Genomic DNA, 13778 nt, shown 5'->3' on the forward strand with positions numbered 1-13778 from the left:
GGTTCGCGGTCAACCGACTCGGTCCAGAAAACGGCGTGTGCGTTCGTGGCCCGGAGCGTCGAGCACCTGCCCCGCCGGCCCCTGTTCGACGATCCGGCCCTGGTCCATGAACACCACCCGGTCCGCGACCTGGCGCGCGAACCCGATCTCGTGCGTGACCACGAGCATGGTCATCGCCTGGCCGGCCAGATCGCGCAGCACTTCGAGCACCTCGCCGACGAGTTCCGGATCCAGCGCGCTCGTCGGCTCGTCGAACAGCATCAGCTTCGGCCGCATGCACAGTGCCCGCGCGATCGCGACCCGCTGCTGCTGCCCGCCGGACAGCTGTGCCGGGTAGTTCGCGTGTTTGTCGGCGAGCCCGACCCGTTCGAGCATCGCTCTCGCGTGGGCGAGCGCCTCGCCCTTCGCCGTGCCCTGGACGTGGATCGGTGCTTCGACGAGGTTCTGCAGCACGGTGAGGTGGTGGAACAGGTTGAAACTCTGGAAGACCATGCCGATGTGCCTGCGGGCACGGCAGGTCTCCCGGTGCGTGGTCTCCACGAGATCGGGCCCGGAACGGCGGTAGCCGACCAGTTCCCCGTCCACCAGGATCATCCCGCCCTGGATCTTCTCCAGGTGGTTGATGCACCGCAGCAGGGTGCTCTTGCCGGAACCGGACGGGCCGATCAGGCAGACCACCTCGCCCGGCTCGACCACCAGATCGACTCCGTGCAGGACGTCGAGGGAGCCGTAACTCTTCCGCACCCCGCGGATCTCGACGGCAGGATCACTCATCGCCTCTCCTTCAACGCCGGAACCCCTTGGCGACCACGGTTGAAATGCCGCTCCACGTAGTGCTGGCCGACCGTCAGCACCGCGGTCAGCACGAGATACCAGAACGTGACGACCAGCAGCAGCGGAATGGTCTCGTAGGTGCGCGCGTAGATGATCTGCGCGCTGTAGAGCAGTTCCGGCATGGAGATCACACTGACGATCGAGGTCGTCTTCACCACGTTCACGAACTGGTTGGTCAGCGGCGGCACGATGGCCCGCATCGCCTGCGGCAGCACGATCCGGCGCAGCGACAGCCGGCTCGACATGCCCAGCGCCTCGGCGGCCTCCCGCTGCCCGTGTTCGACCGAGATCAGCCCGGCCCGGAAGATTTCCGCGCAGTAGGCCGCTTCGTGCAGGGTGAGTCCGATGATCGCCGCGCCTGCCACGGTGATCACCGAGTTCGTTTCCACACTGAACAGGTCCGGGCCGAGCGGAACGCCGAGCGACAGCCGGGGGTAGAGCGCGGCGAAGTTGTACAGCAGGAGCAGCAGCACGAGCAGCGGCGTCGCACGGAACACCCAGATGTAGGCGCCGGAAACCGCGTTGAGCACCTTGCTCGAAGACTGCCGCAGAATGGCCAGCACGACGCCCACGACGATCGACAGCGCCATCGCGATCACCGCCAGTTCGACCGTCCGGCCGAGCCCGGCCAGGATCGCCGGGCTGAACAGGTAGTGCCCGAAGGCGGGCCAGGAGAAGTTGTCGTTGGTGAACGCCGAGGTGAGCAGGAGTGCGACGAGCAGCGCGACGATGACGCCGGCCACCGCGTTGCCGTAGCGTTTTCTGGTCAGGATCCGGGACGGCAGGTCGGTGCGCCCCTGCTCGGCCAGGTGATCGGAAACCGTCATCACTACCTTCCGTTCAGGATTTCCGTGGTGGCGAGGTCGTTTTCCTCGAGGCCCCATTTCCGCAGGATCCGCTGGTAGGTGCCGTCGTCCATGAGCCGCTGGACGGCCTGGTGCACCGGCCCGGTCAGCGGCGAATGCTTGGCGAATCCGGCCGCGACGAGGGCTCGCTTGTACTTGCCGGCCAGCCGGAACAGGTCCGGCTGGCGGCTGGCCACGTACTGCGTGAGCGAGATCGAGAAGTAGAGCACGCCGATCCGTTCACTGCGCAGAGCGAGCACGGCCGCGGTGCCGTCCGGGAAGAGGCTCAGCCGCCAGTCCGGCAGGCCGGCCTTCGCGCAGGTGCCCGCGGCCTGGTCCAGCTGACCCTGCTGGACCGAACCGATCACCACGCCGACGTCCCGGTCACACAGGTCCACATAGGACTTGAGCGGGTCCTTCATCGTGCTGCGGGTGAGAAAACCCTGCCCGCCGTTGTAGTAGGTGACGAAATCGGCCTTCTTCCGCCGCTCCTCGGTGGGGCTGAGCGAGGCGAGCACCATGTCGTAGCGTCCGGCGGCCAGTCCCGGCACGATGGCATCCAGGCTGGTCGGAACCGGATCCGCACGCACGCAGAACACGTCCGCGATGGCCTGGCTCATGTCCCGGTCGAGGCCGACGATGGTCACGTTGTCCTCGGCGTGGTAGGCCATCGGCGGGGTGTGCGGCGACATCGCGACCAGGAACGAGCCACGCTGGCGGATCGGCGCGGGCAAGGTCTTGGCCAGCGCGGGGTCGCACCGTCCGTGCGGACGTTCCAGCAACGCGGGATCCGCGGTGCCCGTCGAACTCAGTCCGCAGCCGGCCAGTGCCGGTATCAGGCAAAGCAACCACGCGATCGGCCATCTCCTCCGCCGCATCACACCACCTCCGCAGTCGGGTGATGTAGTGTGTACTTCATGAACTCGCGAAAGTCTAGTGGTGACTAGATGGAGACCTCGTTGACGAAGCGGATCGCCCAGGTCCGGGACCAGCTGGGCGCCGGTGGACTTCGCGTGGCCGACTTCTTCGCGCTGCACCCGTCGGAGGCCTCGGTGTTCTCCGCGCAGGAAATCGCGCGGCGTGCGGAAGTCAGTGACGCGACCGTGATCCGGACCGTCAAACAGCTCGGCTACAGCGGTTTGGGCGAGTTGCGTCGCGCGGCAGCGGCGACGGTGAACCCGGTCCGCGATCCGGAGCAGACGCTGGCCGAGCACCTGACCCAGTCCGACGACAGCAGTCGGCTCCTGGCGAAGATGTGCCTGGACGCCGTGCAGCTGGCCCGTGCCCTGCCCGCGACGGTGCCGACCGAGGCGTTCGAGACGGCGGCGCGCATCGTCGCCGACGCCGCGCACACGCTGATCGTCGGCTACGGATCCGCTCTGCCGCTGGCCGATTCGCTGTCGCTGGGACTACGCCGGATCGGCTGGGTAGCCAGCGCCACCGGCCAGACCGGCTACAACTTCGCCGACGAACTCGGCAGGCTCGGCCCCGGTTCGGCGCTGGTGCTCATCGCCCCGCTGCGCCACGTCCGCGAGCACGACGTGGCCATCAGTGAGGCGAAACGGGCCGGCTGTCCGATCGTGCTGGTCACCGAGGTGCTGGCAAGTCACTTCGCCGACCGCGTGGACACCGTGCTGGTCGCACCGTCCACTGAGGACATGCTGCCGAGTACCCTGCTCGGCCACCTGCTGATCCTGGACGCACTGCTGCTCGCGGTGGCCGCGACCGACCCGGACCGAGCGCTCGACGGCTGGAAGACCACGAACCGTCTGCGCGGCGAGCTGGTCGACGGGAACCTGGACGTACCGCTGAACCGTGCGCTCGCCTCGCGGGTCCGGCCGCGAGGCGACGACGTCACGGAGTGAGCGTGCTCCCGGCATCCGGCGGTTCGCCGGTCAGCGCCGTTTCGACCGTCTGCTCGAGCTGGGCCTGCAGATAGCGGCAGTCGCGCACGGGGTTGTCCTGCGGGCAGGTGAGCAGGTGGTCGAGGACCTGCTGGGCGTCCCGCAGCCGGCGAATCTGCTCCTGCATCGCGGCCAGTGACCCTTCGATCACCTGCCGGGTCGCGGAACGGTCCTGCGCCGGGTGCTCGGTGAGCGTGGCCGCGGTGTCGGCCAGGCTCATCATGCCGTCGCGGTGCAGGAGCCGGATGAGGGCCAGCCTGCGCAGTTCGTCGCGGCCGTAGGTCCGGACGGTGCCCCGGCGTCCGGCTGGCCGCAGCACGCCGACCTGGTCGTAGTACCGCAGGGCGGAGACGGCGATTCCGAAGCGCCGGGCCACCTCGCTGATCGAGTAGTCCATGGCGTCAGCGTCGCAGATTGCACTCAAGCCGGCTTGAGCGTGCACTGTGGCCGCCATGATCGGAGAAACCAGTGAAGTGATCGTGGTCGGAGCCGGCCCGGTCGGCTTGTCGACCGCCCTGTTCCTCGCCGACCGGGGCGTGCGGGTGACGGTGCTGGAGAAGCGGGATTCGCTCGCCGCCGCACCGCGTGCCGGAACGAGCGTGCGCACGCTGGAACTGTTCCGCTCGATCGGTCTCGGCGCCGAACTGGACCGGCGGTGCTGGGACGGCCCGGCGCCGTTCCGGTCGGTGGTCAAGGACAGTGCGATCGGCGCGGTGCGCCAGGCCGCGGCGCTGCCCGAGCGGTACGCGCGGCTGCTGGCCGAATGCAGTCCGATCGGGATCCGGCGGACGACGACCCAGTGCGAGGTGCAGCAGCTCGCACTCGAGCAGGTTCGCCAGCGCGGCGGCCGGGTGCGGCTGGCCACCGAAGTGGTCGACGTCGCCCTCGGCGCGGACGAGGTGCGGGTCGAGACGGCCGATGCCGGGACTCTGGTCTGCCGGTACCTGATCGGAGCCGACGGCGCGCGCAGCCGGGTCCGGGACCTGCTCGGTATCCCCGTCGCGGACCGGCAGGTCGCGGCGCGGCTGAACACGGCCTTCTTCCGGGCCGATCTCCACGAGCTGCTTCCGGAATCCTCGACGCACGCCTGTTTCATCCGCAACGAACACGTCTACTGCACACTCTTCGCGAAAGGTGGTGACCGCTGGTCCTCGCATCTGATGGACTACCCCGGAAAATCCGCCGAGCGGACCGTGCTTTCGCCGGAGCGGACCATTCACCTGCTGCACCAGGCGATCGGCAAGCCGGTGCCGATCGAGCTGCTCGAGTGCAACGCGTGGGAAGCGGCGATCGGGATGGCCGGATCGTTCCGTCGCGGCCGGGCCTTCCTCGCCGGCGACGCCGCACACGTGCAGAGTTCCGCCGGCGGGCTCGGCATGAACACCGGGATCCAGGACGGGCACAACCTCGCCTGGAAGCTGGCCGAGGTGCTGCGGGGGACGGCCGGTGAGTCGCTTGTGGACAGTTACGAGCCGGAGCGACGGGCTGCCGCGGAGGCGTCGCTGGCACTGTCCCACCGCGTGCACCGCGGGTACCAGTCTCATGAGGACGTGCAGCAGCTGTACGCCCGCCTGGCCGAGGACTACCTGCGCGGCATGCTCTTCTACCGTTATCCGGCCGAGGGGGACGACGCGGTGGACATCCTGCGGAACCAGACGTGCGTCGGTGCCCGCCTGCCGCACCGGTGGCTCGACGATGGCGAAGTGTCCACCTTGGACCTCGTCGGTGCCGGCTGGACATTGCTGACCGGTTCGGGTGGCGCCGGCTGGCAGGCCGCCGCCGACCAGCTCGACGTGCGGCAGATCGCCGGGTTCACCGAACTGTCCGGCACCGGGGCCGACGGCGCGGTGCTCGTGCGGCCGGACGGTTTCGTCGCCTGGCGTGCGCAACGGCTGCCCGCCGACCCGGCCGGCGCCGTCCGGTCCATGCTGCGCGGGGAGCGCAGGCCACCGGCTGCCCGCTCAGCCCAGGGGTAGCGCTGCCTGCCGCGACGCGCTCGAACCGGGTGCGGGCGCCGGCTCGGCAGCGCAGAACCGGTCGTGCGCCGGACGTTTCCCGGTGGCCAGGTAGTCGGTCACGGCGTCGTTCCCGCACTTGTTCGGGGCGAAGACGTAGACGCCGTGGCCGCCCTGGTCGACAGTCACCATCCGGGCGCGGTCGCCGAAGGCCCGGCGCAGCTGCCGGGCACCGGACACCGGCGTGCCCGGGTCGCGCAGGTTCTGCACCATCAGCACGTTCGACGGACCCCGGTCGCCGATGCGCACCGGCGGTTCGATCGGGGCCGTCGGCCAGAACGCGCACGGCGTGACGTTGGCCGTGGCGCCGCCGAGCATCGGGTACCGGGCCCGGTCGAGCACGACGTGCCGCTGGTAGGTCTCGATCGATTTCGGCCAGCGGGAATCCGCGCACAGCACGGCGAAGTGCGAAGCGAAGTTGTTGTCGCCGGCTTCCGCGGCGGCCGCGCCCGCGGCCGGCGGCGGCCGGCCGGTGTCGAGTGCGTGCCACGTCTCGGCCAGAGTCGGGAACTGGTCGTTGGTGTAGAGCACGAAAAGCGTGTACAGCCGCAGCGTCGCCCCGTCGAACCCCTGCACCGGGGTCCGGTCCAGCCGGTCGACCAGCTCGTAGAACTTCGCCGTCACCTGTGCCGCGGTGCTGCCGAGCTGGTACTTCTCGGGGTCCGCCGCGGCGAACTTCGCGAAATCGGGGAAGCGGTCCTGCATTCCGCGGGCGATCAGCCGGATGCCGGTGCTGTCGTAGCCGCCGGGACCCATGTTGCTGTCCAGCACGATCCGGTCGCTGCGCTCCGGGAACATCGTGGTGTACACGGAACCGAGGTAGGTGCCGTACGAGGCGCCGTAGTAGGAGATCTTCGGTTCGCCCAGCGCCATCCGGATGCGGTCCATGTCGCGCGCGGTGTTGGCAGTCGTCACGTACGGCAGCATCGGCCCGGTCTTCGCCGCGGCGCACTGCTCTGCGACGGTCTTCGAGTAGTCGGCCTGCTCCACCACTTCCGCGCGGTTGTGCGCATACGGCGGCGTGATGGGCTGCGGCTGGTCCGGCCGCAGGTCGCAGGTCACCGGGGTGCTGTGGCCGACGCCACGGGGATCGAACCCGATCACGTCGTAGCTGTCCAGCACGCTCTGCGGCAACCCGTTGTCCCGCAGGAGAGCCGGGAAGTTCAGCCCGCCGTCACCCGGCCCGCCGGGATTGGTCAGCAGTACCCCGCGCCGCGCGGCCGGTTTCGTGCTGGCCACCCGGGAAATGGTGAGGTCGATCTGCGTTCCGCCCGGGTTCCGGTAGTCCAGCGGCACCTGCAGGGTGCCGCATTCGAGGCCGGGCTTGGCCACGTCGGCCGGACAGTCGCCCCATGCCGGAGTTTCCGGGGAAGCAGCGGCCACCGCCGGCAGCGCGGCCGCGGTCACCACCGCCACCGCGAACGCCGTCACCCAGGTCTTCCGCACGAGCACTCCTCCAGCTCCGCCGATGAATGACACGTGCCCGATCGGCGCGTCTCAGGGTTTGCGCGCGACGACCCCGGCCATGATCCGCTGCGCGGTGTTCGGCGGTGCGAGCTGCGGGCCGTCGGACCACCAGTCGCGCAGTTCCACCAGTCCGGGTTCGATGATCTCCAGCCCGTCGACCATTTCCAGGATTTCCTCCCGGGTGCGCGCGGTGGCGCCGCCGAGCGAGCCGCTGGCGATGGCCTCCTCCAGCGCGTGCACGGCGTCGGCGTCGCCGTCCGGACCCGGGTCGAGGAAGTGCGAGATGGCCACGTACGAGCCCGAGGGCAGCGCGTCGAGGTAGCTGCGCATGATCTCGGCCGGCCGGTGCCGGTCGCCCTTGTGGTGGTGCAGCGTGGCGATGAACAGCAGCGCGATCGGCTGCTCCCAGTCCAGGTGCGTGCGGACGACGTCGTGCTCGAGGATGCTCGCCGGCGCGAAGATGTCACCCTCGATGTAGCGGGTCCGGTCGTTGTCCTCCAGCAGCGCGCGCCCGTGCGCGCTCACCACCGGGTCGTTGTCGACGTAGACGACCTTCGACTCCGGCTGCAGCCGCTGCACCACGTGGTGCACGTTCTCCGCGGTGGGCAGGCCGGAACCGCAGTCGAGGTACTGGGTCATCCGCGCGTGCGTGGCCAGGAAGCGGGTGAGCCGGATCAGGAACGCCCGGTTCTCCCGGATGGCGTCGGCCAGGTCCGGCATCACCTGGGTGAGCTCACCGAAGGTCTGCCGGTCCACCTCGTAGTTCGTGGTACCGCCGAGGGCGTAGTCGTAGATCCGCGCGACGCTCGCCCGGTCCGGGTCGACTCCGACGGGCGCGTTCGGATCTGCGTTCGACGACATGCGCGGTGCCTCCCTGGCTGTTCGGCGATGCTCTGGTGGCGGCTGGTGCACCGAGCGTAGCGGTCGCTCAGCCCTCGGTCTCGCGCGCCTTCAGCCGGGCGGCCTCCCGGCGGACCTCGGCTTGCGTGGCCCGTTCGTGGCGCAGCCAGTCCGGTTCCTCGGCCTTCAGCGCGTCGATCTGCTCGGTGGTGAGTGGCTCGGTGATCCCGCCACGGGCGAGTCCGCCGATCGAGACGCCCAGTTTGGCCGCGACGACCGGACGCGGATGCGGTCCGGTGCGGCGCAGTTCGCGCAACCACTCCGGTGGATCGGTCTGCAGGGCGTTCAGCTCGTCGCGGGAGACCACGCCCGCGCGGAACTCGGCGGGGGTGGCTTCGAGGTAGACGCCCAGCTTCTTGGCCGCGGTGGCCGGTTTCATCGTCTGGGAGCTCTTCTGCGACGTCATGCCCGCCAGGGTAATCGGGGCCGGCGCGGGTAGCCTGGCCTGGTGACTTCAGCGGAGCGGCCGCCGGCGTTCCGGCTCGCCTACGTGCCCGGGGCGACGCCCGCGAAATGGGTCCGGATCTGGGGCGAACGCGAGCCGCGGGTGTCGCTGGAGCTGGTCGCGGTGTCGGCCGCCGAGGCCGCGGACGCGGTGCGCGAGGACCGTGCCGACGCGGCGTTGCTGAGGTTGCCCGGTGACCGGGACGGCCTGCACGCGATCCCGCTCTACACCGAGACCACGGTGGTCGTGGCCCCGAAGGACCACCTGATCGCCGCGGCGGACGAGGTGTCCGGTGTGGACCTCGCCGACGACGTGGTGCTGCATCCGCTCGACGACCCGTTCGACTGGCCCACCCCACCCGGGCGCCCACCGGGCCTTCCGGCGCGCGAACGCCCGGCCACCACCGGCGACGCGATCGAACTGGTCGCGGCCGGGGTCGGCCTGCTCGTGGTGCCGCAGTCCCTCGCGCGGCTGCACCACCGCCGCGACCTCACGTACCGGACTCTCACCGACGCGCCGCAGTCATGCGTCGCGCTGTCCTGGCCGGAGGGGGAGACGAGCGCGCTGGTGGAGCAGTTCATCGGAATCGTCCGCGGCCGCACGGTGAACAGCACCCGCGGACAGCAGGAGGCGAAGGCCAAGGGCGGCACACCCGCCCGCACGCCGGCGAAGCCCACCCGTGAACCGTCCCGCCGCCGCGGCGCCCCGAAACCAGGCCGGTCCCGCCGCCACCGGTGACGGGCCGGTCGGCGAGGAGCGGGCCGTCGCCGGACGAGAAGTCACTGTCCGAAGTGGACTTCCGAAGCCCGGCGACAGCGCCCCGGAAGCTGTACCCCCGGAAGAAGTGTCCCGGCAGCAGCGCCCCCGGAAGCGGCGCCCCGGCGACGCTGTCGCCGCAGGAGTCAGGCCTTTCGCCCGACTCCGCCGGAAATGCATTCCTGGACCTGGTTCAGCGGCTGGTAGCGCGGGCCGTCCGGCCACCAGTCGTCGCACAGGACCAGGCCGGGGTCGACCAGGTCGGTGCCGCCGAACATGGTCTTGATCTGCTCGTGCGTGCGGAACACGCCGCTGCCCATCGGGCTGTGCGTGAACTTGTCCTCCATCCGCCGCGCGATCTCGCTGTGCTCGGGCGTCTGCGGGTCGGAGAAGTGGGCCACCACCACGAAGGAACCGGACGGCAGCGCGTCCACATAGGTCTGCATCAGCGCGGCGTAGTCATCACCGAGGTAGTGGTGCAGTGTTCCGTTGTGCAGCAGCGCGATCGGCTGGGTCCAGTCGAGGAACTCGCGCGTGGTCTCGTGCCCCAGCACCTGCTCGGGCTTGAAGATGTCCGACTCGATGAACTTCGTGTGCTCGTTCTCCTCCAGCAGTGCGCGCCCGTGCGCGAGTACCACCGGATCGTTGTCCACGTACAGCACCCGGGCCTCCGGGATGATGCGCTGCACGACCTGGTGGGTGTTCTCCGCGGTGGGCAGCCCGGAACCGCAGTCGAGGTACTGGGTGACCCGGCCCTGGGTGGCGAGGAAGCGGCAGGCGCGGATCAGGAAGTTGCGGTTCGACCAGGCCAGGTCGTTCACCTCGGGCGCGACCTGGGCGACCTGGTCGAGCACCCGGCGGTCGATCTCGTAGTTGTTCGTCCCGTTCAGAGCCGCGTCGTAGACCCGGGCGATGCTCGCCCGGTTGATGTCGACCCCGACCGGGTGCGAGCTGGGTGATTCGACGGCCTCGGACATCTGGCGTCACCTCGGGTGTGTCGTGCGTCTCGTGCGGGCCCCCACCGTAGCGCCACCACCCGGGTACGCGACCGCCAGGAGGTGAGCCGGGAGCCGGAGCCGGCGGCGGGAACTCCCGATCGGGTGCCAATCTTGATTCATTCCAGAAAATCCGGCACACTTCGGGGTGTGCCGACGACGACGGACTTCGAGCGGATGCTGCGCGGGGCAGCGCTGCGGGTGACGCGTCCCCGGGTGGCCGTGCTCGCCGCGGTGCACGGGCATTCGCATGCCGACACCGACTCCATCATCGGCGTCGTGCGCGCGGACCTCGGTGAGGTCTCGCACCAGGCCGTCTACGACGTGCTGCGCGCACTGACCGGCGCGGGGCTGCTGCGGCGCATCCAGCCGTCCGGCTCCCTCGCCCGGTACGAGGCCAGGGTCGGGGACAATCACCACCACGTCGTGTGTCGTTCGTGCGGTGCCATCGCCGACGTCGACTGCGCGGTCGGCCCGGCGCCCTGCCTGACCCCGTCCGACGCCGGCGGATTCGTCATCGACGAGGCCGAGGTCGTCTACTGGGGACGGTGCCCGGCCTGTTCCACCACCTCTGCTTCTGAGCTCCATCTCTGATTCCCGGAAGGATTGCAGTGTCTGACACCCCTGACTCGGTACTTGCCGAGGTTAACGAAGACAGCGCGGGCGGTTGCCCGGTCCGGGTCGGCCGGTTCGGCCACCCGACCGAGGGCGGCAGCAACCAGGAGTGGTGGCCGAATCAGCTGAACCTGAAGATCCTGCGCAAGCACGGCCCGGCCTCGGACCCGACGGATCCCGGCTACGACTACGCCAAGGAATTCCTCTCCCTCGACCTGGACGAGCTGGCCCGCGACGTGGACGCGCTGCTGAGGACCTCGCAGGACTGGTGGCCCGCCGACTTCGGCCACTACGGGCCGCTGATGATCCGGATGGCCTGGCACAGCGCCGGTACCTACCGGATCGAGGACGGCCGCGGCGGGGCCGGTGCGGGCATGCAGCGGTTCGCGCCGCTGAACAGCTGGCCGGACAACGTGAACCTGGACAAGGCGCGCCGTCTGCTGTGGCCGGTCAAGAAGAAGTACGGCCGCAAGATCTCGTGGGCCGATCTGATGATCTTCACCGGCAACCGCGCGCTGGAGACGATGGGCTTCACGACCTTCGGTTTCGCCGGCGGCCGCGCGGACGTGTGGGAGCCGGACGAGGACGTGTACTGGGGCCCGGAGCGCACCTGGCTGGGCGACGAGCGCTACACCGGTGACCGGGACCTGGAGAAGCCGCTCGCGGCCGTCCAGATGGGCCTGATCTACGTCAACCCCGAGGGTCCCAACGGAAACCCGGACCCGCTGGCCTCGGCCCGCGACATCCGGGAGACCTTCGGCCGGATGGCGATGAACGACGAGGAGACCGTCGCGCTGATCGCCGGCGGGCACACCTTCGGCAAGACCCACGGTGCGGCACCGGAATCGCACAAGGGGCCCGAGCCCGAGGCCGCGCCGCTGGAGGACCAGGGGCTGGGCTGGAAGAGCAACTTCGGCAGCGGCAAGGGCCGGGACACCATCGGCTCCGGGCTGGAGGTCACCTGGACGCCCACCCCGGCGCAGTGGAGCAACTGGTTCTTCCACAACCTGTTCGAGTACGAATGGGAGCTGACCAAGAGCCCGGCGGGCGCCAACCAGTGGACCCCGAAGGACGGCAAGGCACGCAACACCGTGCCGGACCCGGAGGACGGCAAGCTCAACCGCTCGCCGAGCATGCTGACCAGTGACCTGGCGCTGCGTTTCGACCCGGTCTACGGGCCGATCTCGCGGCGGTTCTACGAGAACCCGGACGAGTTCGCGGACGCCTTCGCCCGCGCCTGGTTCAAGCTCACCCACCGCGACATGGGCCCGATCCAGCGTTACCTGGGCCCGCAGGTGCCGCAGGAGGAGCTGATCTGGCAGGACCGCGTGCCCGCCGTCGACCACGAGCTGATCGGTGACGCGGACGTTGCGGACCTCAAGGCGAAGATCCTCGACTCCGGTCTTTCGGTGGCACAGCTCGTCTCCACCGCATGGTCGTCCGCCTCGAGCTTCCGCGGCAGTGACAAGCGCGGTGGTGCGAACGGTGCGCGCATCCGGCTCGAGCCGCAGCGCGGCTGGGAGGCCAACGAGCCGGAGACCCTCGCGCAGGTGCTGCGCACGCTGGAGGGTATCCAAGAGGCCTTCAACGGTGCGCAGACCGGCGGCAAGAAGGTTTCGCTGGCCGACCTGATCGTGCTCGGCGGCGTGGCCGCGGTCGAGAAGGCCGCCAAGGACGCCGGGGTCACGGTGCAGGTGCCGTTCTCGGCCGGGCGCACCGACGCCTCGCAGGAGCAGACCGACGCCGACTCGTTCGCGCCGCTGGAGCCGGCCGTCGACGGGTTCCGCAACTACCGCGGCAAGGCGGGCCGGCTGCCCGCGGAGTACCTGCTGGTGGACCGGGCCAACCTGCTGAACCTGACCGCGCCGGAGATGACCGTGCTGGTCGGTGGCCTGCGGGTGCTGGGTGCCAACCACCGGCAGTCGGCCGAGGGCGTGTTCACCGCCACCCCGGGTCAGCTGACCAACGACTTCTTCGCCAACCTGCTCGACCAGGGCACGGAGTGGAAGCCGGTCGACGGGGAGGGCGAGACCTTCGAGGGCCGCGACCGCGCCACCGGCGAGGTCAAGTGGACCGGTTCGCGGGTCGACCTGCTCTTCGGGTCGAACTCCGAGCTGCGTGCCGTCGCCGAGGTCTACGCGAGTGACGACGCGAAGGAGAAGTTCGTGCGTGACTTCGTGGCCGCGTGGCACAAGGTGATGAACGCCGACCGGTTCGACCTGGTCTGATCGCCGGCACGCTCCGCGTGCCCGAGTACGGAAAGGCCTCCTCCGGGGAATCCCCGGAGGAGGCCTTTCCCGCTTTCCGGGGTCAGGCGCCGGGAGGCAGCGGGGTGGCGCGGGCGCCGTTGAGCAGGGTGTCCAGTGCCCACTGGGCGCGGTCGGTGCCGCTGCCGGACAGCAGGTGCGCACCGGTCGCGGCGATGTGCGGATGGCTTTCCGGGCTGAGCGAGCGCAGCGCCTGCGCCAGTGCGTCCTGCTCGGCCTCCGAACCGGGCCGGTTCCGGCGGGTGCCGTGTTCCACCGCGGTCGCCGTGCTGACCAGGAGCAGCAGGTCGACCGTCCACGCGGCCGGGCCGGGCGGCACACCGCCTTCGGTGAGCAGGCCGAGTACGGCGTCGGCGATCCGCAGGTAGTGCGGCCCGCTCAGCCTGGTCACCAGCGCGACCCGGGCAAGGCCGGGGTGCGCGTAGAGCACGTCCCGGTAGGCCGAGGTCAGCGTCCACAACCTCGTCCGCCAGTCGGCGCCGGGGAGCGAGACCGTGGAGACTTCGCCGAGCAGCTCGTCGAGCACCGCGGCGTGCAGCTCCTCGGCGTCGCTGACGTAGACGTAGAGCGAGGCGGGCCCGGTGTCCAGTTCCTTGGCCAGCCGCCGCATGGTGACCCGTTCCACGCCCTCGTGGCGCACCACTTCGAGCGCCGCCGCGACGATGCCCTCCCGGCTCAGCGCGGGTTTGGCCGGGCGTTCCCGCCGGTTGTAGGAGCCACTGGAAGCCATGGCGG

14 protein-coding genes are annotated in these 13778 nt (G+C 70.0%); 5 read left to right on the plus strand and 9 right to left on the minus strand.

The window, feature by feature from the left end; all coding sequences use genetic code 11:
- Positions 1-9: 9 nt before the first annotated feature.
- Genes BJY18_RS28840 through BJY18_RS28850 form a run of 3 tightly spaced genes read right to left on the minus strand, consistent with a single transcriptional unit; the run spans position 10 to position 2557 of the window.
- The gene (locus tag BJY18_RS28840; RefSeq protein WP_184783044.1) at positions 10-774 is read right to left on the minus strand and encodes an amino acid ABC transporter ATP-binding protein; all 765 of its coding nucleotides are present in this window, start codon (positions 772-774) and stop codon (positions 10-12) included.
- A complete protein-coding gene (locus tag BJY18_RS28845; protein WP_184783045.1) occupies positions 771-1661 on the minus strand; it encodes an amino acid ABC transporter permease in 891 nt (296 codons plus the stop codon). The genes BJY18_RS28840 and BJY18_RS28845 overlap by 4 nt, the downstream gene beginning before the upstream one ends.
- A gap of 2 nt (positions 1662-1663) precedes the next feature.
- A complete protein-coding gene (locus tag BJY18_RS28850) occupies positions 1664-2557 on the minus strand; it encodes an ABC transporter substrate-binding protein (protein WP_184783046.1) in 894 nt (297 codons plus the stop codon).
- Between the two features lie 69 nt (positions 2558-2626).
- Between BJY18_RS28850 and BJY18_RS28855 the strand changes: the two genes are divergently transcribed.
- Positions 2627-3544 carry a MurR/RpiR family transcriptional regulator gene (locus tag BJY18_RS28855; protein ID WP_184783047.1) on the plus strand — a complete coding sequence of 306 codons (918 nt, stop codon included), beginning with the start codon at positions 2627-2629 and terminating at the stop codon, positions 3542-3544.
- Here the strand turns inward: BJY18_RS28855 and BJY18_RS28860 are convergent.
- Positions 3534-3980 carry a MerR family transcriptional regulator gene (locus BJY18_RS28860; RefSeq protein WP_184783048.1) on the minus strand — a complete coding sequence of 149 codons (447 nt, stop codon included), beginning with the start codon at positions 3978-3980 and terminating at the stop codon, positions 3534-3536. The two genes, BJY18_RS28855 and BJY18_RS28860, sit on opposite strands and share 11 nt — an antisense overlap.
- Before the next feature lie 55 nt (positions 3981-4035).
- Between BJY18_RS28860 and BJY18_RS28865 the strand changes: the two genes are divergently transcribed.
- Positions 4036-5559 carry an FAD-dependent oxidoreductase gene (locus tag BJY18_RS28865; protein ID WP_184783049.1) on the plus strand — a complete coding sequence of 508 codons (1524 nt, stop codon included), beginning with the start codon at positions 4036-4038 and terminating at the stop codon, positions 5557-5559.
- On the opposite strand, the gene BJY18_RS28870 is transcribed toward BJY18_RS28865, so the two are convergent.
- From BJY18_RS28870 to BJY18_RS28880, 3 genes are all read right to left on the minus strand, one after another.
- The gene (locus BJY18_RS28870) at positions 5545-7044 is read right to left on the minus strand and encodes an alpha/beta hydrolase (RefSeq protein ID WP_184783050.1); all 1500 of its coding nucleotides are present in this window, start codon (positions 7042-7044) and stop codon (positions 5545-5547) included. The two genes, BJY18_RS28865 and BJY18_RS28870, sit on opposite strands and share 15 nt — an antisense overlap.
- A gap of 51 nt (positions 7045-7095) precedes the next feature.
- Positions 7096-7926, minus strand: coding sequence for an SAM-dependent methyltransferase (locus BJY18_RS28875; protein WP_184783051.1), 831 nt, complete (start codon positions 7924-7926; stop codon positions 7096-7098).
- A 67-nt stretch (positions 7927-7993) separates the two neighbouring features.
- Positions 7994-8371, minus strand: a complete 378-nt coding sequence (locus BJY18_RS28880; RefSeq protein WP_184783052.1) for a DUF5997 family protein — start codon at positions 8369-8371, stop codon at positions 7994-7996.
- Positions 8372-8413: 42 nt separating this feature from the next.
- Between BJY18_RS28880 and BJY18_RS28885 the strand changes: the two genes are divergently transcribed.
- Positions 8414-9148 carry a LysR substrate-binding domain-containing protein gene (locus BJY18_RS28885; RefSeq protein ID WP_184783053.1) on the plus strand — a complete coding sequence of 245 codons (735 nt, stop codon included), beginning with the start codon at positions 8414-8416 and terminating at the stop codon, positions 9146-9148.
- Between the two features lie 164 nt (positions 9149-9312).
- Here BJY18_RS28885 and BJY18_RS28890 read toward each other — a convergent pair whose 3' ends face one another.
- Positions 9313-10143, minus strand: a complete 831-nt coding sequence (locus BJY18_RS28890) for an SAM-dependent methyltransferase (RefSeq protein WP_184783054.1) — start codon at positions 10141-10143, stop codon at positions 9313-9315.
- 168 nt (positions 10144-10311) lie between these two features.
- On the opposite strand from BJY18_RS28890, the gene BJY18_RS28895 reads away from it, so the two are divergent.
- Both BJY18_RS28895 and katG read left to right on the plus strand, forming a co-directional pair.
- Positions 10312-10755: a Fur family transcriptional regulator gene (locus BJY18_RS28895; protein ID WP_184783055.1), complete on the plus strand. Its 444-nt coding sequence runs from the start codon at positions 10312-10314 to the stop codon at positions 10753-10755.
- A gap of 17 nt (positions 10756-10772) precedes the next feature.
- Positions 10773-13004, plus strand: coding sequence for a catalase/peroxidase HPI (gene katG, locus BJY18_RS28900; RefSeq protein ID WP_184783056.1), 2232 nt, complete (start codon positions 10773-10775; stop codon positions 13002-13004).
- A gap of 82 nt (positions 13005-13086) precedes the next feature.
- Here katG and BJY18_RS28905 read toward each other — a convergent pair whose 3' ends face one another.
- Positions 13087-13773 carry a TetR/AcrR family transcriptional regulator gene (locus tag BJY18_RS28905; RefSeq protein WP_184783057.1) on the minus strand — a complete coding sequence of 229 codons (687 nt, stop codon included), beginning with the start codon at positions 13771-13773 and terminating at the stop codon, positions 13087-13089.
- Positions 13774-13778: the final 5 nt, after the last annotated feature.

This window comes from Amycolatopsis jiangsuensis, assembly GCF_014204865.1.
Lineage (GTDB): Bacteria > Actinomycetota > Actinomycetes > Mycobacteriales > Pseudonocardiaceae > Amycolatopsis > Amycolatopsis jiangsuensis.